Raw genomic sequence first — 22,332 nt, forward strand, 5'->3', positions numbered from 1 at the left:
GCTCAGGTGCGGGAGTCTGCGAGCCACTCTCGCGCCGACCCGAGCATGAGGCGCACGACCTCGGCCTCGTCGCTGGTGAGCGACCCGGTCTGCAAGGCCACCTCCCAGGCGTGCACCAACGGCTCGACGGTGGCGCGGTCCATGTTGGTCGACCACCACTGCTCCGGGTCGATGATCGATCCGCTGAGAGCCAGGTTCTCCTGCCGGGCGGTGGCGAGCAGGCGTTCGGCCCCGCCCTTCGTCAGCCCGAGCAGGTCGAGGCTGAAGTACGGCCACACGAGGTCACAGAGCCCGTCACTCCTCCATCCTGCCCGTCCCCGCCTGCACCGGTTCGACCCGACGAGGTCGTGGTCAGGCGCGGCGACCGAGGCGGGCGAGCAGGCGGGTGGCTCGGTCGGCGTCGTGCGGCGGCTCGATGCCGTCGCGGCAGATGCCCTCCATGTACAGCGCCGGCCCGAACCCGTCGATCCCGCGCTCGATGCGGTCGAGCTCGTCGTCGGTGAGCGTGCCGTCCAGCCCGGCGGTGCGGGCGACGTCCCAGCGGTGCACGAGCATGTCCCACACGTAGAACTGCTCGAAGGTCGCACCCACCGTGCTCGGCCCGAAGAACCCCTCGTACGGCGTCGTGACGACGTCGTCGGTGAGCGCCTCCCGCACGCGCGTCGCGTGGTCCCGCCACGCCGCGGCGGGATCTGCCGCCACGTCGGGCGCCGGCCCCAGGTCGACGCCGCGCTGCCCGAGGAAGTCGCGCTGGGTCTCGACCAGGTGCGCCACGACGTCGGCGGCCGACCAGCCCTCGCACGGGGACGGCTCGCTCCAGGCGCCTGCGGGCAGCGCATCGAGGACGGCGGTCAGCGGGCTGTGAGCGGCTTCGTAGGACGTCGCGGTCGCGTTCATGGCCCGGAGCCTGCCCGACTGCGGCACGCTGCGTCTTGATGAAACCCGACAGCGAGCGGCTGGGCGCCATCGCCCGCGCCCACCTCAAGGACCCGCGCGACGCCTCCCACCGCATGCACCGCTACGAGGCGGCGGACGAGTTCGCCGGCCTCCTGCAGTGGTTCTGGATCCCCGTGTGGTCGGTGCCGCCCGGGCAGGAGGCGCCGCAGAAGGTGCTGCAGTACCCGAACTCGCTGATCGTCGTCGCGCAGGACTACGCCCGCTTCTACGGCGTCGTGTCCGGGCTGTCGACGACGACGCTCACCGGCGACGGCTGGGCGGTCGGGGTCGCCTGCGCCCCGTCGGCCGGGTTCCTGCTCACCGGTGTCCCGATGGCGGCGTACACCGACCGCGCCGTCGACGTCGGCGAGGTGCTGGGCGACGCCGGGCGCATCCTCACCGACCGGGTGCGGACGGCGATGGCCGATGACCCGGCCGACCCGACCGCCCACGCCTCGGCGATCGTCGCGTTCGGCGAGGCGCTGCGCCCCTACCTTCCGGTGGACGCGGAGGGCGAACTGGTCAACCGCCTGGTCGCCTTCGTGGAGTCCCGCGGCGACGTCACCCGCGTGGCTCAGGTGTGCGAGGAGTTCGGCCTGTCCGAGCGCGCCCTGCAGCGGCTGGTGCACCGGCGCATCGGGCTGACCCCGAAGTGGCTGATCCAGCGCCGGCGCCTGCAGGAGGCGGCCGAGCGGCTGCGCACCTCCGGCACGTCGCTGGCCGAGGTGGCGGCCGCGCTCGGGTATGCCGACCAGCCGCACTTCTCCCGGGACTTCTCCGCCGTCACCGGCATGACGCCGCGCGAATTCGCGTCCCTGCACGCCCCGCAGCGCTGACGCGGCCTCACCCGATGTGACCTGTCACTCCCCGCGCCTGGGACCAGATCACCGGCGCGTCTGGTTGAGTACTACATACCGGCGCCGCCCTCGCTCACCCGGAGCGGCAGGAATCGACGTCGGGCTGAGGCTGCGCCACCTTGGTGCGCCCGGCTGACCGACGTCTCGCCGACGATACGAGCCCGCCCTGCCCCCGTGCAGTCGTGCCGGTGCTCGCGTGCGCGAGGTGGAGTGCAGCCACCGAACGTCGAAGGACTCTCGTGACCTCCAGCATCAGCAACTCCCCCGCCTCCTCCTCCGGCGACTCTCCCACCGCCCCAAGCCCCCGTCGCCGTCGTGGCGGCCGCGGCCGCGGCTCGCGCCCGGCCGGCGAGCAGCAGGCCACCCAGCAGCACTCCCCCCTCGCGGCACCAGGGCCGGTCGTCGTCCCCGTCGGGGCCGACGCCACCGTGCTGCCGACCGACACCACCTTCGAAGCCCTCGGCGTCCCCGCGCCGATGGTCGAGGTGCTGTCGGCCAGCGGCATCACCGCGCCGTTCCCGATCCAGGTCGCGACGCTGCCCGACAGCCTCGGCGGCCGCGACGTCCTCGGCCGCGGCCGCACCGGCTCGGGCAAGACCCTCGCCTTCTCCATCCCGCTGGTCGCCCGCCTGGCCGCCTCGGACAGCAAGCGTCAGCCCAAGCGGCCGCGCTCGCTGATCCTGGTCCCGACCCGCGAGCTGGCCAACCAGGTCGCCGCCGTCGTCGACCCGATGGCCCGCGCGCTGGGCATGCGCACCACCACGATCTTCGGTGGCGTCGGCCAGAACCCGCAGGTCCAGGCGCTGGCCCAGGGTGTCGACGTCGTCATCGCCTGCCCCGGCCGGCTCGAGGACCTCATCCAGCAGGGCCACTGCGACCTCGGCGCCATCGAGGTCACCATCCTCGACGAGGCCGACCACATGGCCGACCTCGGCTTTCTCCCCGGCGTCAAGCGGATCATGGACCGCACCCCGAAGGTCGGCCAGCGGATGCTCTTCTCCGCCACGCTGGACAACGGCGTCGACGTGCTGGTCAAGCGGTACCTGACCAACCCGACGACGCACTCGGTCGACCCCGCCGTCGCCCCGGTCAGCACCATGACGCACCACGTCTTCCACGTGCAGACCGCCGACAAGTCCGAGGTCGTGCGCCAGCTCGCCGCGGGCCTGGGCCGCAGCGTGCTGTTCACCCGCACCAAGCACCAGGCCAAGAAGCTGGCCAAGCAGCTCACCGCGTCGGGCATCCCCGCCGTCGACCTGCACGGCAACCTCAGCCAGAACGCCCGCGAGCGCAACCTCGAGGCGTTCAGCAACGGCACCAGCCGGGTCATGTGCGCGACCGACATCGCCGCCCGCGGCATCCACGTGGACGACGTGGCGCTGGTCGTGCACGTCGACCCGCCGACGGAGCACAAGGCCTACCTGCACCGGTCGGGCCGCACCGCCCGCGCCGGCGCCGGCGGCACCGTCGTCACCATCACGACCCCGGACATGGTCGGCGAGGTGCGCACCCTGACCCGCCAGGCCGGCATCAACCCGCGGGTCAGCCAGGTCGCGCCGGGCGCACCGCTGCTCGAGGAGCTCGCCGGCCCGCCGGCGCCCTACGTCGAGCCGGCTCCCGTGGTGGAGCAGCAGCCGCAGGGCTCCGGTGGCGGACGCCGTCGTCGCGGCGGCTCGGGCACCGGTACTTCCTCGGCCAAGCCCGCTGCCTCCGGCGGTCGGGGTGGCTCGGGCGGATCGGGCGGTGGCGGTCGCCCGTCGGGCCCGGCACGCACCCGGGCCGAGCTGGCCGCCCGCGCCGGCTCGTCGTCGGCCGCCTCCTTCAGCTCGCGCTCGCGTCGCGGCGGTCGCTGACCCTCGCGGCGTCTCCTCCCTTCCCGCCGCGCGTCCTCCCTCACCGCACACCGTGAGGGAGGACGCGCTGGGATCAGGTCCCCTGATCCCAGCGTGCGGCGGGCGGTGCGATTGACGGCACGGGCGCTGGGCACTGGCTCCCCATGCTGAAGCTGCCCATCACCCTCCCCGAGATCGGTCCCCGCATCAGTGCCGGGGCGTTCATCCTCAACAGCGGGCTCGGCAAGCGCGCCGTCGACGAGGAGACCGCGGCCGGCATGCACGGCTTCGCCGCCGGCACCTACCCCTTCCTGAAGAAGGTGCCGCCGCAGCAGTTCGTGCAGGGCCTGTCCGCGGCCGAGATCGCCGTCGGCGCGGCGCTGCTCACCCCGTTCGTGCCCACGTTCACCGCCGGCGTCGCGCTGACCGCCTTCTCCGGGGGTCTGCTCGGGCTCTACCTGAAGACGCCGGGCATGCGGAAGCCGAACAGCCTGGCCCCCACCGAGCAGGGGCTGTCGCTGGCCAAGGACAGCTGGCTGGTCGGCATCGGCATCGGGCTGATGACCCGCGGGCTGATCGAGCGGCGTCCCCGGGTGACGGTCAAGAAGGCCACCAAGCGGGCGGACAAGCAGGCCAAGCTGGCCGCCAAGGACGCCCGCCGCGAGGCGAAGGCCGCCGCCCGCCGCTGAGCCCGGTCCGGAGGCATCCGGATCGCGCACGGGAACGAACGCTGGAGGACCGGCTCGCACGGTGCTGCAACGGTGCAGCACCGGCACCCGGCACGTCGCCGCCCGCCGGGTGGCGCAGCCGCCCTCCAGGAGGACGTCCCGTGACCTTGTCGCACCGCATCCCATCCCTGTCCCGACGGGCAGCGCGGCGGGGAGTGCCCCTCGTGCTGGCCGGCCTGCTGTCGCTGACCGCCTGCGGGGGGTCCGACGAGGACGCCGGCACCGCGGCTGCCTCCCCAGAGACGAGCGCCTCGGCGCCCTCGACCGCCGGCGGTTCGCCGTCCGCAGCGGCGGAGGCGGACGCGCGGACCACAACCGCCACCGCCTCGCTGGTCGACTTCGGCATCGAGCTCCCGGAGACCGAACTGGCCGCCGGCGAGTACGAGTTCGAGGTGACCAACGACGGCGGCGCGTCCCACGACCTGGTCGTCGAGCGGGACGGGGAGGACGTCGCCGCCACCGAGGTCCTCAGCCCCGGCGGTTCCGAGACGCTGGCGGTCACGCTGGAGCCCGGCGAGTACGTCTTCTACTGCTCCGTCGGCGGCCACCGGTCGATGGGCATGGAGATCACGGTGACGGTCACCTGATGCACGCCACCATCGTCGAACCGCAGCAGCGGTCCGGGGCCGCGGCCACCGTGCTCCGCGTCGTCGGGGCGGCGCTGCTGGTCGCCGTCGCGGTCATCCACGGCTACCTGTGGCGGCAGGGGTACCGCGACATCGACGTCATCGGGCCGGCGTTCCTGCTCCAGACGGTGCTGGGCGTGCTCGGCGCGGCCGCCGTCCTCCTGGCACCGCGCCGGCTGCTGCCGTGGGCCGCCGCCGCCGGCGCCGCCTTCGCCCTCGGCTCGTTGGCGGCGCTGATCCTCTCCACCACGGTGGGGCTGTTCGGCTTCGTGGAGTCCACGCTGGCCCCGTACTGGTGGACGTCCTTCTGGGTGGAGGCGGCGGCCGTCGTCGTCCTCACCGGCCTCGCCGTCCTGGCGTGGCGTGGACGCCGCCAGCCGGATCGCGAAGGCTGACACCCGCCCCTCCTCCCTCGCCGTGGCGCGTCCTCCCTCACCGCACACCGTGAGGGAGGACGCGCTGGGATCAGGTTCCCTGATCCCAGCGAGAGGTGGCGGGGTCAGTTGCCGCTGGCGAAGGCGGCGTCGAACGCCGCGGCCGGCGGGTCGAAGGCCAGCCGGCGCACGAACTCCAGCGCCTCGGGCGCGCCGACCAGGCGGTCCATGCCGGCGTCCTCCCACTCGATCGAGATCGGGCCGTCGTAGCCGATCGTGTTGAGCATCCGGAAGCACGCCTCCCACGGGACGTCGCCGTGCCCGGTGGAGACGAAGTCCCAGCCGCGGCGCGGGTCGGCCCACGGCAGGTGCGAGCCCATCCGGCCGTTGCGGCCGTTGCCCACCTGCTTCTTCGCGTCCTTGCAGTCGACGTGGTAGATCCGGTCCTTGAAGTCCCAGATGAACGAGACCGGGTCCAGGTCCTGCCACACGAAGTGCGACGGGTCCCAGTTCAGCCCGAACGCCTCGCGGTGCCCGATGGCCTCCATCGTGCGGACGGTCGTCCAGTAGTCGTAGGCGATCTCGCTCGGATGCACCTCGTGCGCGAACTTCACACCCACCTCGTCGAAGACGTCGAGGATGGGGTTCCAGCGGTCGGCGAAGTCGCGGTAGCCGTCCTCGATCATCGACTCGGGCACCGGCGGGAACATCGCCACGGTCTTCCAGATCTTCGACCCGGTGAACCCGACGACGACGTCGACACCCAGCTTGCGGGCCGCCCGCGCCGTCAGCTTCATCTCCTCGGCCGCCCGCTGCCGGACGCCCTCGGGGTCGCCGTCGCCCCACACGCGCGGGTGCACCATGCCGCGGTGCCGCTCGTCGATGGGGTCGTCGCAGACCGCCTGGCCGTTGAGGTGGTTGGAGATGGCCCACACCTTCAGGCCGTACTTCTCCAGCAGCGCGAGGCGCTCGGCCACGTACGAGTCGTCGTTCGCGGCGCGCTCGACGTCGAGGTGGTCGCCCCAGCAGGCGATCTCCAGGCCGTCGTAGCCCCACCCGGAGGCCAGCCGGCACACCTCCTCGAACGGCAGGTCGGCCCACTGGCCGGTGAACAGCGTGACGGGACGGGGCATCAGGAAGGGTCCTCTCTTCGATTCTTCTGTCGGCCTCGTCCCGGGCACCGCCGCGAGCCTGCGAGTGGTGGGGAGGACGAGGTCCTTCGACTAGATCTCGGTGAAGGCGGAGTTGTCCGCGGCGCTGCGCTCGACCGCGTCGAGCACCCGTTGCACCTGCAGCCCGTCGGCGAACGACGGCGCCGGATCCTCGTCCTCCGCGATGGCGGTCACCAGGTCGACGACCTGGTGGGTGAAGCCGTGCTCGTACCCCAGCCCGTGCCCGGCCGGCCACCAGTTGCCGACGTAGGGGTGGCCGGGCTCGGTGACCACGATGCGGCGGAAGCCCGCGGTCTCGGCCGGCTCGTCGCCGTCGAAGAAGTGCAGGACGTTCATGTCCTCGAAGTCGAACGCCAGGCTGCCGCGGGAGCCGTTGATCTCGATCCGGATGGCGTTCTTGCGGCCGAGGGCGAACCGGGTCGCCTCGAAGCTGGCCAGCGCACCGCCGGTGAAGCGGCCCAGGAACACCGCGGCGTCGTCGACCGTGACCGTGCCGGTCCCCTCCCCCGCGACGCCGGACAGCGAGCCGGCGGCCGACGGCAGCGGGCGCTCCTTCACGAAGGTCTCCAGCATCGCGCTGACGCCGGTGAGCCGCTGACCGGTGATGTGCTGGGTCAGGTCGACGATGTGCGCGCCGATGTCGCCCAGCGCCCCCGACCCGGCCTTCTGCTTGTCCAGCCGCCAGGACATCGGCGCGGTCGGGTCGGCGATCCAGTCCTGCAGGTACTGCGCCCGCACGTGCCGGATGTCGCCGAGCCGGCCGTCGGCGACGAGCTGACGGGCCAGCCCGATCGCCGGCACCCGGCGATAGGTGAACCCGACCATCGAACGGACGCCGCGGGTGGCGGCCTTCGCCGCGGCGTCGGCCATCGCCTCGGCCTCCGCGACCGAGTTGGCCAGCGGCTTCTCGCACAGCACGTGCTTGCCGGCCTCGAGCGCGGCGATCGCGATCTCGGCGTGGGTGTCGCCGGGGGTGCAGACGTCGACCAGGTCGACGTCGTCGCGCTCCAGCACGCGGCGCCAGTCGGTCTCGGTGGACGACCAGCCCAGCTTGTCCGCGGCCTCGGCCACGCGGGTCGCGTCGCGACCGGCCAGCACGGTCAGGTCCGGCAGGAGCGGGAGGTCGAAGAAGTGGGGGGCGGTCCGCCAGGCCTGGGAGTGGGCGGCGCCCATGAAGGCGTAGCCGATCAGGGCCACACGGAGGGGAGGCGTGCCGAGCGTGCGGGTCATGGAGGCTCCTGGGTGGAGCGGAGCCGCCGGGCGGGTGGGAGCACCCACCCGGCGGCTCCGTGTCAGTCGGTCAGGACTCGAACGCGGCGTCGATGAACTCGTCGACGTTCTCGGCGGTGACCACCGGCGCGTTCAGCACGATCTCCCGCGGCACGCCCTGCGAGTTCAGGTCGGACATGCCCTTGCCCTGGGCGATCAGGCGGGCCAGCCGGACGCCGTCGGCCGCCTGGGTGTGCGGGTAGATGACGGTGGCCTGCAGCACGGAGTCGCCGTCCTGGATGGAGCGCATGGCGTTCGCCGAGCCGGCACCGCCGACCATGAAGAACTCGTCCCGGCCGGCGTTCTCGATCGCAGCCAGGACGCCGACGCCCTGGTCGTCGTCGTGGTTCCAGATGGCGTCGATCTCCGGGGCGGCCTGGAGCAGGTTGGCCGCCTCGGCCTCACCGGACTCGACCGTGAACTCGGCCGCGACGCGGTTGCTCACCTCGAGGCCGCAGTCGGCCAGCGCGTCGGCGAAGCCCTGGCTGCGGTCCTGGGTCAGGGGCAGCGAGTCGATGCCGGCGATCTCGGCGATGACGGCGTCGGGCTCGTCGCCCAGCTCCTCGCAGATGTAGGTGCCGGCCGAGACGCCCATGCCGTAGTTGTCGCCCAGGATCGTGGCGCGGGCGGCGAACGGGCTGTTGAACTCGCGGTCGACGTTGATGACCGGGATGCCGGCCTCCATCGCCTGGAGGGCGACCTGCGTCAAGGCGTCGCCGTCGAAGGGCAGCAGCACGATGGCGTCGACGCCGTCGTTGATGAAGGTCTCGACCTGGCTGATCTGGGTGCCGACGTCGTTGGTGCCCTCGGCGACCCGGAGCTCCACGTCGTCGTACTCGTCGTCGACCGCGCGGGCGGCCTCGGTGATGCCGGCCATCCAGCCGTGGTCGGCCGCCGGCGCCGAGAAGCCGATGACGACGTCCTCGCCCGCCTCGTCGTTGTCGCTGGCGGCGGCGTTGCCGCCCCCGCCGCCCGAGTTCTCCGGCTCGTTGCTGGTGCAACCGGCGGCCAGGGCGCCGGCGCTCATCAGGGCGACCGCGGTGTAGGTCATCCGGCGGAAGGGACGCTGCCTCGCTGCAGACATGGAGATCTCCTCGGGGGTTTCGCCTCCCTGGCTGGACCGCCAGGTCGTCGGGCTTGTCGGACGTACGGGGTGCGGGTCCGGCGGACGGGAGCCCGCCGGGGTGGTGCTGGCCGGGGTGCGGCGGGAAGAGGCGCCGCACCCCGGTCAGGTCGTGGGAGTCCCGGGCCGGGCGCCGCCGGGGCCGCGCGGGTCGCTGGTGCCGCCGGAGACCGCTCCCGCGGGTGCGCCCTGGACGACGCCCCCGCCCGACGACGCGGCTGCACCGCCGGACCGGCGGAAGCTGAAGCCGCCGGTGGCCACCCGCTGCTGGAGCAGGACGGCGAGCACGATGATCACGCCCTGGGCGACGGCCTGGGCCGAGCTGGACAGGTTGTTCAGGGTGAAGATGTTGTCGAGCGTCTGGAAGATCAGGACGCCGAGGACGGTGCCGACGATGGTGCCGCGGCCGCCGATCAGCAGCGTGCCGCCGATGACGACCGCGGCGATGGCCTCCAGCTCGAGCAGCGTGCCGTGGGTGGAGCTGCCGGTCGTCGTGCGGCCCATGATCATCGCGGCCGCGATGCCGCAGGTGACGCCGGAGAGCACGTAGAGCTTCACGGTGTGCCGCTGGACCCGGATGCCGGCCAGCCGGGCGGCCTCGGAGTTGCCGCCGACGGCGAACGTGCGCCGGCCGAACGTCGTCCGGTTGAGCAGCACCCAGCCGGCGGCCGCCACCAGAGCCCAGACGATCACCAGGGTGGGGATGCCGAGGACGTCGCCGGAGAAGAAGTCGCGGTAGTCGGTGCTCTGCACGATCTGCGTGCGCCGATTGGCGATGATCTCGGCCAGACCACGGGCCGCGGTGAGCATGGCCAGGGTGGCGATGAAGGCGGCGAGCTTGCCGTAGGCGATCACCACGCCGTTGACGAGCCCGGCCGCGCTGCCGACCACGATCGCCGTGAACACCATGACGATCCAGTGGATGTCCTCGGCCAGTTGCTGGGTGGCCAGCGTGGTGGCCCAGATGGAGGAGAGCGCGACCAGCGCGCCGACCGAGAGGTCGATGCCGCCGCCGATGATCACGAACGTCATCCCGACGCTGACCACGCCGAGGACCGCGGCACCCCGCAGGATCGTGAGCACGTTGTCGGTGTCGGCGAAGCGGTCGCCCGCGGTGATCAGGCCGACCGCGCACAGGATGGCCAGGGCGACGACCAGGCCGAGGTTGCGGCCCACCGGCCCCGACATGAAGCCCGGCCCGCGGCCGTTCTCGGGGGCGCCCCCGGCCGGGGGCGCGGAGACATCCGTCGCCCCTCCGGTCGTCGCCGTGGTGCTGCCGCTCATGCCACGTCCCCTTCGTGCTGCGTCGTTGCGGTAAGCGGGGCGCCCCGGTGGCCGGTCCCCCGCATGACCAGGTCGAGCACGCGGTGCTCGTCGAGCGCCTCGGCCGGCTCCTCGGCGACGACCGCGCCGTCGGCGATCACCAGCACCCGGTCGGCCAGGCCGAGGACCTCGGGGATCTCGCTGGACACCACGACGACGGCCACACCGCGGTCGGCCAGGTCGCGCACCAGCGCGTAGATCTCCGAGCGCGCGCCGACGTCGACCCCGCGGGTGGGCTCGTCGAGGAGCAGCACCCGGCACTCGCGCAGCAGCCAGCGGGCCAGGACGACCTTCTGCTGGTTGCCGCCCGACAGCGTCCGCACCTCGCGGTCGACGTCGGCCGGGCGCACGTCCAGCGACCGGACCTGCTCCTCGGCCGCGGCCCGCTCGGCGCCGCGGGCGAGGAGGCCGCCCCGGGCGAAGCGCGCCAGGCTGGAGATGCTGATGTTCCGGTAGACGGAGTCGCCGAGCAGCAGCGCCTGGCTCTTGCGCTCCTCCGGCGCGAGGCCGACGCCCGCGGCGACCGCACCGCCGACGTCCCCGCCGCGCAGCCGCTTGCCGCCCACCCGGACGGTGCCGGCCGTGGCCCGCCGGGCGCCGAAGACGGTCTCCAGGATCTCGGAGCGTCCCGCGCCCACGAGCCCGGCCAGACCGACGATCTCTCCGGGGCGGACGGCGAACGAGACGTCGGAGAAGCTGCCGCGCAGGCCGAGCCCCTCGACCTCCAGGAGCGGGGCCTCGTCGCGGGAGACCTCGGCCTGGCGCTCGGGGAAGACGTACTCGATGGTCCGGCCGGTCATCAGCGTGATGACCTCCCCCGTCGGCGTCTCCCGGGCGGGCAGCCCGGTGGCCACGGTGGCGCCGTCCTTGAGGACGGTGATCCGGTCGCCGATCTGGCGGATCTCCTCCAGCCGGTGGGAGATGTAGACGACGGCCACGTCGTGGGCGGTGAGGTCGCGGACGACGGCGAACAGCCGCTCGACCTCCTCGTTGTCCAGGACGGCCGACGGTTCGTCCATCACGATCAGCTTCGCGTCCTGCGAGAGCGCGCGGGCGATGCTGACCATCTGCTGCGAGGCGGCCGACAACGAGCCGACCTCGGCGGAAGGCCGGATCTCCGGGTGGCCGAGGCGGTTCAGGAGCTCGGACGCGGCCCGGTTGGCCACCGACGGGAGGTTCACGCCGAACCGCGACTGCTCGCGACCCAGGAAGATGTTGTCGGACACGGTCAGCCCGGGCACCAGGTCGAGCTCCTGGTAGATCGTCGCGATACCGAGGCCCATGGCCGCCTGCGGGCTGCCGAGGCGCACCTCGTCCCCGCGCCAGGTGATCCGGCCCGCGTCGGGCTGGTGCGCACCGGCCAGCACCTTGATCAGCGTCGACTTGCCCGCGCCGTTCTGGCCGAGCAGGCAGTGGACCTCACCCGCGCGCACGTCGAGGTCGACGCCGTCGAGGGCGCGCACCCCAGGGAACGTCTTGACGATGCCGTGCATCTCCAGCAGCGGGGTGCCCCCCGCGGCCGGGCGATCCGGTTCGGTCACGCGTCGTTCCCCTCGTGGACTTTTGCTCATCACTGATCATTAGTCTGCTGAGGCAGCAACGTATGAGGGGGGTCACAGGAGGTCAAGGGCCGCGGGCGCGGTGGTTACCGAACTGAGATGCGGGCGCAACGAGAACGACCCGGAAACCGGTCGGCGCCGCAGGCCCCGGCCCCGCCGGAGGGCAGGCCGGCGACGGTCAGCGCTCGGCGAGCGCCGCGACGGAGTCCTCGTCCAGGAACTCCTCGATCGCCATGCGGGCCGCGCCGACGCGGCCCGACAGGTCGGGCGCCTCGCTCACGGTGATCTCCAGCGCCCGGGCCGCGAGCGGCATCGACCGCTGGTAGACCGCCTCGCGGATGCCCGCCAGCAGCGGCACCCCGGCCCGCGCCACACCACCGGTCATCACGATCCGGTGCGGGTTGAAGAAGTTGACCAGCGCCGCGAGCACCGTGCCGATGGTGCGACCGGCCCCGCGGACCAGCTCCAGCGCGGCGCCGTCGCCATGGGCGGCCAGCTGGACGACGTCCCGCACCGTCTCGACGGCCAGACCTGCTGCCCGGGCGTCGCGGAGGATCGCCTGCCCCCCGGCGATGGCCTCGAGGCAGTTGTCCTGGCCGCAGCGGCAGCCGACAGTGCGGCCGTCGGGCTGGCCGACGTAGATGTGCCCGATGTCGCCGGCGCTGCCCTGCGCCCCGCGGTAGACGCGGCCCTCGACGATCACACCGCACCCGATGCCGGTGCCCACCTTGACCACGAGCAGGTCCTGCACCGACCCCGCGGCGCCGATCTCGCCCAGGGCCATGACGTTGACGTCGTTGTCCACGTAGACCGGGCACTCGTACCGGCCGAACGCGCTCGGGACCGGGAAGTCGTGCCAGCCCGGCATGATCGGCGGGTAGGAGGGCCGCCCGGTCGAGAACTCCACGGGCCCCGGCACGCCGACGCCGACCGCGCACACGTCGGCGTCGGTCAGACCGGCCTCGGCCAGCACCTTCTGCGCCAGCCGGTCGACCTCGGCGAGCACCGGGCCGGGGCCGTCGGCGATGTCGATGGGATGCCCGACGGTGGCCAGGATCCGGGCCGAGAGGTCGGTGACGGCGACGTCGACGCTGCTCGCACCCAGGTCCACGGCCAGGACGCACCCGGCCCGGCTGTTGAACTGCAGCAGCGTCGGGGGGCGGCCGCCGGTGCTCCAGCCCCGGCCGCCCTCCTCGAGGAGGTTCGCCGCGATGAGCTGGTCCACCCGTGCGCTGACCGTGTTGCGGGACGCCCCGGTGAGCGCCACCAGGTCCGCGCGGCTCCGCGCACGACCGGTGCGCACGTGCCGCAGCAGTGCGCCGGCCGACGCGGAGGTGGACGCCACGCCGTCATAGTGGCACGGCGCGCCGTGCTCGCAGATCCCCTCGCATCCGATCGGGGCACGGCTGCGAGGGGCCGGGGTACGCCCTCCCCGGCCCCTCGGTCAGCGCACCCGCGTCAGCGGACGCCGAGCAGGTGCTCCATCGCCAGCTGGTCCAGCCGCTCGAACTGCAGGCCGCGCTCGCCGAGGGCGACCGGGTCGTGCGGCTCGTTCCGGAGCACGTCGAGCGACTCGCCGTCGGCCAGGGTCGGGACGGCGAGCTCGGCGACCTTGGCCGCCTCCAGCGCCGCCGCGACCTCGGGGTCGGCGCGGAAGGCCCGGACCTTGTCCCGCAGGATCAGGTAGTTGCGCATGCAGGCCCGCGCGGTCTCCCACACGCCCTCGATGTCCTCGGTCCGCGGCGGCTTGTAGTCGAAGTGGACGTAGCCGTCGTAGGCCTTGCCCGTGCCCGAGCCCAGCATCGTGTCCACGGTCCAGAAGGCGCCGCGCAGGTTGCCGGCCCCGAAGCGCAGGTCCTGGTCGAAGCGCGGGCCGTGCTGGCCGTTGAGGTCGATGTGGAAGAGCTTGTCGTGCCACAGCGCCTGGGCGATGCCCTGCGCGAAGTTGAGCCCGGCCATCTCCTCGTGCCCGACCTCCGGGTTCAGGCCCACGCGATCGGGCTCGTCGAGCTCGTCGATGAATGCGAGCGCGTGACCGATCGAGGGCAGCAGGATGTCGCCGCGCGGCTCGTTGGGCTTGGGCTCGAGAGCGAACCGGATGTCGTAACCCTGGTCGCGGACGTAGGCGCAGAGGAGGTCCAGGGCCTCCTTGTAGCGGTCCAGCGCGGCGGCGACGTCCTTGCTGCCACCGGACTCCGCGCCTTCCCGGCCACCCCACAGCACGTAGGTCCGCGCGCCCAGCTCGGCGGCCAGGTCGATGTTGCGCAGCACCTTGGCGATCGCGTAGCGGCGGACGGCGCGGTCGTTCGCGGTGAAGCCGCCGTCCTTGAACACCGGCGCCCCGAAGAGGTTGGTGGTGGCCATCTCCACGCCCATCCCCGTCTCCTCCAGGGCGGCGGTGAAGCGCCGGAGCGTGGCGTCGCGGGTCGCGTCGTCGGGGACCAGGTCGTCGTCGTGGAAGGTGACCGCGGCGGCACCCAGCTCGGCCAGCCGGTGCACGGCCTCGACCGGGTCCAGGAGGGGGCGCACGGCACCGCCGAAGACGTCGACGCCCTGCCAGCCCACGGTCCAGAGGCCGAAGCTGAACCTGTCGTCCTTGGTCGGGGTGTAGTCGGTCATGAGGATCTCCGTCCGGGTGTGCAGCGGTTCGGTCTGGGGTGTGGGGTCAGGCGGCGCGCGGCGGAACGCGGGTGGGGTCGTCGAAGACGGTCTCCAGGGCGACGTGCGCGCCGCCGCGGACGGCCGCGGTGAAGCCGAGGCCGGAGAGCACGATCCGGGCGCCGGCGAGATCGGGCCCGAACACGCGGTCCTGCAGCTCGGCGGTCATGGGCTCGACGAGGAACCGCCCGAGGACGGCGAAGTAGCCACCGAGCAGCACGACGGCGGGGTTGACCAGGTTGATGAGCACCGCGGCGCCCGTGCCCAGCGCGCGGCCGACCTGGGCCAGCGCGTCGAGGGTGCGCCGGTCGCCTGCCTCGGCACGGGCGGCGATCTCCGCCAGCCGGAGCTCCAGGTCGCGGGTGGCGTCGCGCACCGGGTCGCCCGGATCCGCGGCGGCGCGCAGCAGTGCGCCGAGGCCGACCGCGGTCTCCCAGCAGCCACGCCGGCCGCAGCCGCAGACGACGTCCGGGTCGCCCAGCGGGGTGTGCCCGACCTCCCCGGAGAGACCCGCCGTCCCGCGCAACAGCCGCCCGTCGACGATCAGCCCGCCCCCGACGCCGACCTCACCGGTCAGGTAGACCAGATCGGGCGTGCGCGCCTCGGGGCCCGACGCCCACTCCGCGATCGCCGACAGGTTGGCGTCGTTCTCCACGCGCACCGGGCAGCCCGGCCCGATGCGGGCGGTCAGCTCCTCGAGCACCGGCACGTCGCGCCAGCCGAGGTTGGGCGCGAGGGTGACGACGCCGTCGACGCTGCGGACCAGGCCCGGGACGGCGACGGTCAGCCCGACGGGCACGGCGTCCTCCACCGCGTCCCGCGCCTGCTGCACGAGCCGCGCCACCTCGTCGAGCGTGGCCTCCGGGCCGAGCGCGGGGACGTCGAGGGCCTCCCGGTGCTGGAGGAGGACGTCGCCGCGGAGGTCGAGCACCAGGACCGCGACGAAGTCGACGTTGAGCTCCACCCCGATCGCGCAGACCGACCGCCCGTCGAGCTGGACGAGCAGCCCCGGCCGGCCGACGGACCCGCCCCGGTGGACGTCCCCGGTGGTGACCAGGCCGCGATCGGCGAGCTCCGCGACGAGGCTGGACACGGTGGCCTTGTTGAGGCCGGTCTGCTCGGCGATCCGCGCCCGCGAGCGCGGCCCCTCGTCCCGCAGGAGGCGCAGGACCCGGCCGAGGTTGCCGCGGCGGACGGCGGCCTGGTCGGCGGGCGCCCCGCGACCGGCGACGCCATGGGCAACGGGACGCGCAGCGGTCACGGCCCAGCCCCCTGTCGCTCCGTCGCGAGCAATTCGTCGGTCGGATCAACAAATTAGGCCCCGACCCCTGTGTGGTCAAGGTCACCGGCGCTACAGTCCGCTCCGTGACGTCCTCCCGGCGGCCCCGATGAGCGGGGCCCGGCGCCTCGTCGCGGGCGTCGACACCTCCACGCAGGCATGCAAGGTCGTCGTCCGCGACGCCGACACCGGGGCGCTGGTGCGCAGCGGCCGGGCGCCGCACCCACCGGGCACCGAGGTGCCGCCGAGCGCCTGGGAGGCCGCCTTCACCGCGGCCGCGGAGGAGGCCGGCGGGCTCGACGACGTCGCCGCGCTGGCGGTCGGCGGCCAGCAGCACGGCATGGTCTGCCTGGACGCGGACGGCGAGGTCGTCCGCGACGCGCTGCTCTGGAACGACGTCCGCTCGGCCGACGCCGCGCACGACCTGACCCTCGAGCTGGGGAACGGCGACGAGACGGCCGGGCGGCAGGCCTGGGCCGACGCCGTCGGGGTGGTGCCGGTCGCCTCGTTCACCGCGACCAAGCTGCGCTGGCTGGCCGACGCGGAACCGGCGAACGCCGACCGCACCGCGGCGGTGTGCCTGCCGCACGACTGGCTGAGCTGGCGCATCTCGGCCGGCCGCGGGCTGGGCACGCTGACCACCGACCGGGGCGACGCGAGCGGTACCGCCTACTGGTCGGCGCGCACCGGCGAGTACCGGCTCGACCTGCTGGAGCGGGCGATGCGCGGACGCCGCCCGGCCGTCCCCCGGGTGGCCGGGCCGGCCGAGCAGGTCGGGGTGCTGGCGGGCGCGGACGCGATCCTCGGCCCCGGCACCGGCGACAACGCGGCCGCGGCGCTGGGACTGGCCGCCCGCCCGGGCGACGTCGTCGTCTCCCTCGGCACCTCCGGGGTGGTCTCCGCCGTCACCCCGACCGCGGTGGCCGACGTGACCGGCACCGTCGCGGGGTTCGCCGACGCGACCGGCAACCACCTGCCCCTGGTCGCCACGCTCAACGCCGCCCGCGTGCTGGACGCGGCGGCCGCGCTGCTCGGCGTCGACCACGCGGCGCTGTCCGAGCTCGCCCTCTCCGCCCCCTCGGGAGCCGACGGGCTGGTGCTCGTCCCCTACCTGGAGGGCGAGCGGACGCCGAACCTGCCGCACGCCACCGGCTCGGTGCACGGCCTCACGCTGCGCACCTCCACCCCGGCGCACCTCGCGCGCGCAGCGGTCGAGGGGCTGCTGTGCGGCCTGGCCGACGGCATCGAGGCCGTGGCTGCGCAGGGGGTGTCGATCGAGCGGGTGCTCATGGTCGGCGGGGCCGCCCGCTCCCCCGCCGTGCAGCAGCTGGCCCCCGGCATCTTCGGCCGCCCGGTGCTGGTGCCCCCGCCGGGCGAGTACGTCGCGGACGGCGCCGCCCGCCAGGCCGCGTGGGCGCTGTCGGGCGAGGAGGCCCCGCCGGAGTGGCCGCAGCCGGGATCGCAGACGTTCGAGGCACCGCCGGCGTCGCGGGTCCGCGAGCGCTACGCGGAGGTGCGCGGCCGCACGGACGGGCAGTAGCGGCCCCGGACGTCGGCCGGACCGCCGATCTCGCCGGTCAGCGGGCCCGCGAGTCGGCCGGATCGCCGATCTCGCCGCGGAGCAGGTCGGCGACCACGGCGGGATGGGTCTGCGGCGTCATGTGCGCCGCACCCGGGATCTCGACCAGCCGGCCGCGCGGTGCCGCGGCGGCGACGGTCGCGGCCCAGTCCGCGGAGCACAGCGCGTCCCGGGTGCCGCGCACCACGATCACGGGAACCGTCACCCCGGACAGCCGCCGCTCGATCCGATCGGGTGCGGCCCGGCGCCACAGCGCACGCATCGCCGGTGGCCCGGTGTGCAGCCACTGCGCGAGGATCCGCGGCACCTGCCACCAGGGCTCCCGCAGCGCCGTCCGCACCCAGGCCGCGACCAGCCCGCGGGCCCGCCGCAGCCGCGGATCCGTCGTCGGCCCCAGCAGGACGACGGCGGCGACCCGCGGATCGCGCTCGGCCACGGCCACGACCACCTGGCAGCTCTGCGAGTGCCCGACCAGCACCACGGGACCGGCACCCAGCCGCGACCGGACCTCGTCGGCGAGCGTCTCCAGCGGCGGAACCGGCTCCCGGCGGCCCATGCCGGGCAGCTCGACGACGTCGGCCGGCAGCAGGCCGAGCACGCCCGACCACGACCGCGCATCCAGCCCGAGCCCCGGGACGGCCACGATCCGCGCAGAGGTCACTCCGGCGGTCTACCCGGCGGGCGCGACGACGGCCACCGGGAGCGGTCGCGGTGTAATTCGGATCGCCCGGGGTCGACCGGGTCGGGGAGCGCCGCAGGTGGGAGAATCGAGGGCATGACGACCTCACCGACGCGTGCCCCCGCCGGACGCGAGAACGGCAGCGGCCGACCCCGCGTCGTCATCATCGGCTCCGGCTTCGGCGGCCTGTTCGCCGCCAAGGCGCTCAAGCGCGCCCCCGTCGACGTGACGCTGATCAGCAAGACCGCGAACCACCTGTTCCAGCCGCTGCTCTACCAGGTGGCCACCGGCATCCTCTCCGAGGGCGAGATCGCCCCGGCCACCCGTGAGATCCTCAAGCACCAGGACAACACGCGCGTCGTCCTGGGCGAGGTCACCGACCTCGACCTGACCGCCCGCACGGTGACCTCCACCATCCTGGGCCGCACCACCGTGCACCCCTACGACGAGCTCGTCGTCGCCGCCGGCGCCGGTCAGTCCTACTTCGGCAACGACCAGTTCGCCGAGTTCGCCCCCGGCATGAAGAGCATCGACGACGCCCTCGAGCTGCGCGGCCGGATCTTCGGCGCCTTCGAGCTCGCCGAGCTGGCCACCGACCAGGCCGAGATCGACCGGCTGATGACGTTCGTCGTCGTCGGCGCCGGACCGACCGGCGTGGAGATGGCCGGCCAGATCGCCGAGCTCGCCCGCCGCACCCTGCGCCGCGACTTCCGCACCATCGACCCGACGCAGGCCCGCATCATCCTGCTGGACGCGGCACCGATCGTGCTGCCGTCCTTCGGCGAGAAGCTCGGCGACGCCGCCCGCCGGCACCTGAACCGCATCGGCGTCGAGGTGCAGCTGGGCGCGATGGTGACCGACGTCGACGCCGACGGCCTCGACGTGAAGGACTCCGACGGCCAGGTCCGCCGGATCGACGCCGCCACCAAGATCTGGGCGGCCGGGGTCCAGGCCTCCGGGCTGGGCCGGCTCCTCGGCGAGCAGTCCGGCGCCGAGGTCGACCGGGCCGGCCGGATCTCGGTACAGCCCGACCTCACCCTGCCCGGGCACCCGGAGGTGCACGTCGTCGGCGACATGATGGCGCTGGACAAGCTGCCGGGCGTCGCGCAGGTCGCCATCCAGGGTGGCCGCTACGCCGCCGACGCGATCACGCGCCGGCAGGCGGGCAAGCAGCCCAAGGCCCCGTTCAAGTACAAGGACAAGGGGTCGATGGCGACGATCTCGCGCTTCTCCGCGGTCGCCGACATCGGGAAGTTCAAGTTCGAGGGCTTCATCGCCTGGGTGCTGTGGCTGGTCGTCCACCTCATGTACATCGTCGGCTTCAAGAGCCGGTTCACCACGGTGTTCCACTGGCTGATCAGCTTCCTGGGGCGCGGCCGCTCGCAGCGCGTGGCCACCCAGCAGCAGGTCTACGGCCGGCTGGCGCTCGAGCAGCTGGGTGCCGGATGGGAGGTCTCCAAGACCGGCGGCCCCAAGGACCCGGCCGCCGACGACGAGGACATGACCCACCGCGACTCCGCCTGACCGGCCCGCCCGTGCCCTCGGCGGCCGGGCGCACGCGTCGCGACACGCCGGTTGACCTGCGGCGGAGGGGGTAGGCGGCCGTCGTGCCGAGTGCCCGAGGTCAACGCAGCGCCGCCCGTTCCCGAGCTCCGTTGTGGGTCTGGCCGGCCGTGACGGGGGTGATCGCCGCCGTGCTGGGCCTGGTCCTCGGCCAGGTGGAACCGCGCGACGGCTTCCTCGCGGGCCTGTGGCCCAGCGACACCAGTGCGGCCGGCAGCCTGCTCCAGCTCGTGGCGACGGCCGCGGTCACCATCAGCACGCTGACGTTCAGCATCACGATCGTCGCGCTCCAGCTGGCCTCGCAGCAGTTCTCGCCCCGGCTGCTCCGCGACTTCGTGCGCGATCCGGTCACCAAGCGGGTGCTCTCGACGCTGGCGGCGACCTTCGTCTTCGCGGTGACCGGGCTGCGCGGGGTCAACGAGAGCCAGCCGGTGCCGACCCTGGTGCTCCTGGTCGCGGCGCTGCTGGGCCTCGCGTCCTTCGGTGCGCTCCTGGTCTTCGTCAGCCACATGGTGCGCATGCTGCGGGTCGACACGATGATGACCCGGGTCCACACCGACGCCCGCCGCGCGATCGAGCACTTCTACGCCCCCTACGACGACCGGCAGCAGCGGTCCCCCGACGAACTGGACCTGGACGCCTCCGCGGGGACGCTGGTCAGCGCACGCGGGAGCGGGTTCGTGGAGGTGATCGACGTCGACGCCCTCGTCGCCGGCGCCCGGCGGCACGACGCCGTCGTCCGTGTCCAGGTCCGGCCCGGCGACCAGGTCACCCACGGCACGCCGATCGCCACGGTCTGGGGAACCGGCGTCGAGGAGCTGTCCGACGCCGTCCGGGCCGCGGTCGCGCTGAACAACGAGCGCACCATCGACCAGGACGCCGCCTTCGGGTTCCGCCAGCTCGAGGACATCGCCGTGAAGGCGATGTCCCCGTCGGTCAACGACCCGGTCACGGCCGCCACCGCGGTCGGGCACATGGCCGACCTGCTGGTCCGGTTGATGGGCCGGCGCCTGGGCGCCACCCTGCACGAGGACGACGCCGGCGTGGGCCGCGCGATCGTGCCGGACCGCGACGTGCGCTACTACCTCGACCTGGCCTGCGGCCAACTGGCCAGGTTCGGCGGCTCGGAGCCCACCGTCCTGCTGGCGTTGCTCCGCATGCTCCGGGACGTCGCCGTGGCCTGCCGCGACGACGAGCAGCGGGCCGAGGTCGCGCGGGCCGCCGACCTCGTCGCGGACGAGCTCTCCCCCGACCGCAACGAGGTGGACGTCGCGGCGGTGCGCGACCACCGCGATCGCGTCACCGCCGCCTTGGAGGGGCGCGTCGAGGCGGCCTACGGCGACCGGGCCGGTGAGACCCGATCCATGTGACCGGGCCGTCCACGCTCACACGGCCTCGGAGGCCACCGGCACGTGCTCGTCCGCCCGCTCGAGGTGGAGGGGCTGGAGCGGGGAGGTCTGCTCCAGGTGGAGGAACGCGTCGTAGCGCTCGCCGAGCACCGTCGGCACGTAGTTCCCCCACCTCTCCCGCTCCGGCCGGTACACGACCCCGATGGCGCGGTGGTCCAGCCGCCGGTCCAGCCAGTCGGGCCGCTCCCCTCCGGGCACGACGACCAGGCAGTCCTCCCCCACGGCGTCGTGCAGCAGCGCCTCCAGGCTTCCCGCTCGCGCCGGGGGCACGGACATCCGCGCCATCTGCGCGCCCCACTCGGCCCCGGCGATCACCCCGCCGCGGTGGCCGCCGAACCCGACGAGGACGACGTCGTCGGTCCCGTGCCGTTCCCGCAGCAGCTGGCCGACGTTGACCATGCCGCCGCGGGCCATGTCCGTCGCCCGGGCGTCCCCGATGTGGGTGTTGTGCTCCCACACCACCACCTTGCCGCCGGTGTGCTCCAGGAGCCGGTCGAGAACGTCGACCATGTGCTCGTCCCGCACGTTCCAGGACTCCGCGGAGCCCTGCACCATCGCGCGGTAGTAGCGCTCGGCGTCCACCACGACCGCAGCGTTCTGCTCGGCGGCGAACCGGGCCTCGGGGTCCTCCGCCGCCTCCCGCCGTCCACGGTCCTCGCACAGGGAGCGCAGCACCTCGACCGCGGCGTCCTCGCAGGACGTGGGCGAGAAGCGGGAGGCGAACGCGTACCCGGCGCCGTCCTCGCCGTAGGGCTCGAAGCAGGCCAGCGCGCGCCGCGCCTGGGGAACGTGGTCGGGCTCGTTCTGCTCCAGCCAGCCGATCAGCTCGTGCATGGAGTCCCACAGGCTGTAGACGTCCAGGCCGTAGAACCCGACCCGCTCGCCGTCGGCCCGGTCGGCGTTGTACCGGCGCAGCCACCGGCAGAAGTCGACGACGTCGTCGTTGGCCCACATCCAGGTCGGCCAGCGGGCGAAGGCGTCGAGCGCGTCGCGCGGGTCCTCGTCCGCGCCCGGGAGCAGCCGCACGCTCCGGTTCACCCGGTAGCAGTCGGGCCAGTCCCCCTCGACGGCGACGACCGTGAACCCCTGCTCCTCGATCAGCCGGCGGGTCAGGGCGGCCCGCCAGGCGTAGTACTCGTGCGTGCCGTGGCTGGCCTCGCCCACCGCGACGATCCGCGCGCCCCCGATGCGCTCCAGCAGTGGGTCGAGGTCACCGGCGTTCCTCAGCGGCCGTGCGAGCGCGCGCACCTGACGCCGGTCCTCCTCCTCGGGCATCGCCCCTCCCCTCCGTCGCCGTCCGGACGGCGGAACGGGTACCCGATCCGGCATCGCCGCACCCTCCGGCGGGTCGGGGCGTTCCTCCGGG

Annotated in this window: 20 protein-coding genes; 8 read left to right on the forward strand and 12 right to left on the reverse strand. The window is 73.8% G+C overall.

Annotated features, from left to right (window positions below; translation table 11 throughout):
- Positions 1–2: 2 nt before the first annotated feature.
- Entirely contained in the window at positions 3–278 is a 276-nt protein-coding gene (locus ACI793_RS09055) for a hypothetical protein (protein WP_456606046.1), read from the reverse strand.
- 73 nt (positions 279–351) lie between these two features.
- Positions 352–897 carry a maleylpyruvate isomerase family mycothiol-dependent enzyme gene (locus tag ACI793_RS09060; RefSeq protein ID WP_456606047.1) on the reverse strand — a complete coding sequence of 182 codons (546 nt, stop codon included), beginning with the start codon at positions 895–897 and terminating at the stop codon, positions 352–354.
- 38 nt (positions 898–935) lie between these two features.
- On the opposite strand from ACI793_RS09060, the gene ACI793_RS09065 reads away from it, so the two are divergent.
- The 5 genes from ACI793_RS09065 to ACI793_RS09085 all read left to right on the forward strand — a co-directional run bounded on the left by ACI793_RS09065 (position 936) and on the right by ACI793_RS09085 (position 5,374).
- Positions 936–1,772 (forward strand): helix-turn-helix domain-containing protein, encoded by an 837-nt coding sequence (locus ACI793_RS09065; RefSeq protein ID WP_456606048.1) that lies wholly within the window; start codon positions 936–938, stop codon positions 1,770–1,772.
- 260 nt (positions 1,773–2,032) lie between these two features.
- Entirely contained in the window at positions 2,033–3,646 is a 1,614-nt protein-coding gene (locus tag ACI793_RS09070; RefSeq protein WP_456606049.1) for a DEAD/DEAH box helicase, read from the forward strand.
- Between the two features lie 143 nt (positions 3,647–3,789).
- On the forward strand, positions 3,790–4,314 hold the full coding sequence (locus tag ACI793_RS09075; RefSeq protein ID WP_456606050.1) for a hypothetical protein: 525 nt from the start codon (positions 3,790–3,792) through the stop codon (positions 4,312–4,314).
- Between the two features lie 140 nt (positions 4,315–4,454).
- The gene (locus ACI793_RS09080; RefSeq protein WP_456606051.1) at positions 4,455–4,940 is read left to right on the forward strand and encodes a cupredoxin domain-containing protein; all 486 of its coding nucleotides are present in this window, start codon (positions 4,455–4,457) and stop codon (positions 4,938–4,940) included.
- Complete coding sequence (locus ACI793_RS09085; protein ID WP_456606052.1) at positions 4,940–5,374, forward strand: hypothetical protein; 435 nt, start codon at positions 4,940–4,942, stop codon at positions 5,372–5,374. Before ACI793_RS09080 ends, ACI793_RS09085 begins: the two co-directional genes overlap by 1 nt.
- A 104-nt stretch (positions 5,375–5,478) precedes the next feature.
- On the opposite strand, the gene ACI793_RS09090 is transcribed toward ACI793_RS09085, so the two are convergent.
- From ACI793_RS09090 to ACI793_RS09125, 8 genes are all read right to left on the reverse strand, one after another.
- Complete coding sequence (locus tag ACI793_RS09090; protein ID WP_456606053.1) at positions 5,479–6,486, reverse strand: sugar phosphate isomerase/epimerase family protein; 1,008 nt, start codon at positions 6,484–6,486, stop codon at positions 5,479–5,481.
- A gap of 90 nt (positions 6,487–6,576) precedes the next feature.
- Positions 6,577–7,755 (reverse strand): Gfo/Idh/MocA family protein, encoded by a 1,179-nt coding sequence (locus tag ACI793_RS09095; protein WP_456606054.1) that lies wholly within the window; start codon positions 7,753–7,755, stop codon positions 6,577–6,579.
- Between the two features lie 70 nt (positions 7,756–7,825).
- Positions 7,826–8,878, reverse strand: a complete 1,053-nt coding sequence (locus ACI793_RS09100; RefSeq protein WP_456606055.1) for a substrate-binding domain-containing protein — start codon at positions 8,876–8,878, stop codon at positions 7,826–7,828.
- A 144-nt stretch (positions 8,879–9,022) separates the two neighbouring features.
- On the reverse strand, positions 9,023–10,201 hold the full coding sequence (locus ACI793_RS09105; RefSeq protein WP_456606056.1) for an ABC transporter permease: 1,179 nt from the start codon (positions 10,199–10,201) through the stop codon (positions 9,023–9,025).
- Positions 10,198–11,781, reverse strand: coding sequence for a sugar ABC transporter ATP-binding protein (locus tag ACI793_RS09110; RefSeq protein WP_456606057.1), 1,584 nt, complete (start codon positions 11,779–11,781; stop codon positions 10,198–10,200). Before ACI793_RS09110 ends, ACI793_RS09105 begins: the two co-directional genes overlap by 4 nt.
- 196 nt (positions 11,782–11,977) lie before the next feature.
- Positions 11,978–13,144, reverse strand: a complete 1,167-nt coding sequence (locus ACI793_RS09115) for an ROK family protein (RefSeq protein WP_456606058.1) — start codon at positions 13,142–13,144, stop codon at positions 11,978–11,980.
- A gap of 113 nt (positions 13,145–13,257) precedes the next feature.
- A complete protein-coding gene (gene xylA / locus ACI793_RS09120; RefSeq protein ID WP_456606059.1) occupies positions 13,258–14,418 on the reverse strand; it encodes a xylose isomerase in 1,161 nt (386 codons plus the stop codon).
- Positions 14,419–14,464: 46 nt separating this feature from the next.
- A complete protein-coding gene (locus tag ACI793_RS09125) occupies positions 14,465–15,718 on the reverse strand; it encodes an ROK family transcriptional regulator (RefSeq protein ID WP_456606060.1) in 1,254 nt (417 codons plus the stop codon).
- Between the two features lie 127 nt (positions 15,719–15,845).
- On the opposite strand from ACI793_RS09125, the gene ACI793_RS09130 reads away from it, so the two are divergent.
- The gene (locus ACI793_RS09130) at positions 15,846–17,276 is read left to right on the forward strand and encodes a xylulokinase (protein ID WP_456606061.1); all 1,431 of its coding nucleotides are present in this window, start codon (positions 15,846–15,848) and stop codon (positions 17,274–17,276) included.
- A 37-nt stretch (positions 17,277–17,313) separates the two neighbouring features.
- Here the strand turns inward: ACI793_RS09130 and ACI793_RS09135 are convergent, their stop codons facing one another.
- On the reverse strand, positions 17,314–17,976 hold the full coding sequence (locus ACI793_RS09135; protein ID WP_456606062.1) for an alpha/beta fold hydrolase: 663 nt from the start codon (positions 17,974–17,976) through the stop codon (positions 17,314–17,316).
- Between the two features lie 114 nt (positions 17,977–18,090).
- Here ACI793_RS09135 and ACI793_RS09140 point away from each other — a divergent pair, with 114 nt between their 5' ends.
- Positions 18,091–19,518 (forward strand): NAD(P)/FAD-dependent oxidoreductase, encoded by a 1,428-nt coding sequence (locus ACI793_RS09140; protein WP_456606063.1) that lies wholly within the window; start codon positions 18,091–18,093, stop codon positions 19,516–19,518.
- A gap of 83 nt (positions 19,519–19,601) precedes the next feature.
- Positions 19,602–20,927, forward strand: coding sequence for a DUF2254 domain-containing protein (locus ACI793_RS09145; protein WP_456606064.1), 1,326 nt, complete (start codon positions 19,602–19,604; stop codon positions 20,925–20,927).
- A gap of 15 nt (positions 20,928–20,942) precedes the next feature.
- Here the strand turns inward: ACI793_RS09145 and ACI793_RS09150 are convergent, their stop codons facing one another.
- Positions 20,943–22,241 carry an erythromycin esterase family protein gene (locus ACI793_RS09150; RefSeq protein WP_456606065.1) on the reverse strand — a complete coding sequence of 433 codons (1,299 nt, stop codon included), beginning with the start codon at positions 22,239–22,241 and terminating at the stop codon, positions 20,943–20,945.
- Positions 22,242–22,332: the final 91 nt, after the last annotated feature.

It is taken from the genome of Blastococcus sp. SYSU DS0617 (assembly GCF_054051075.1).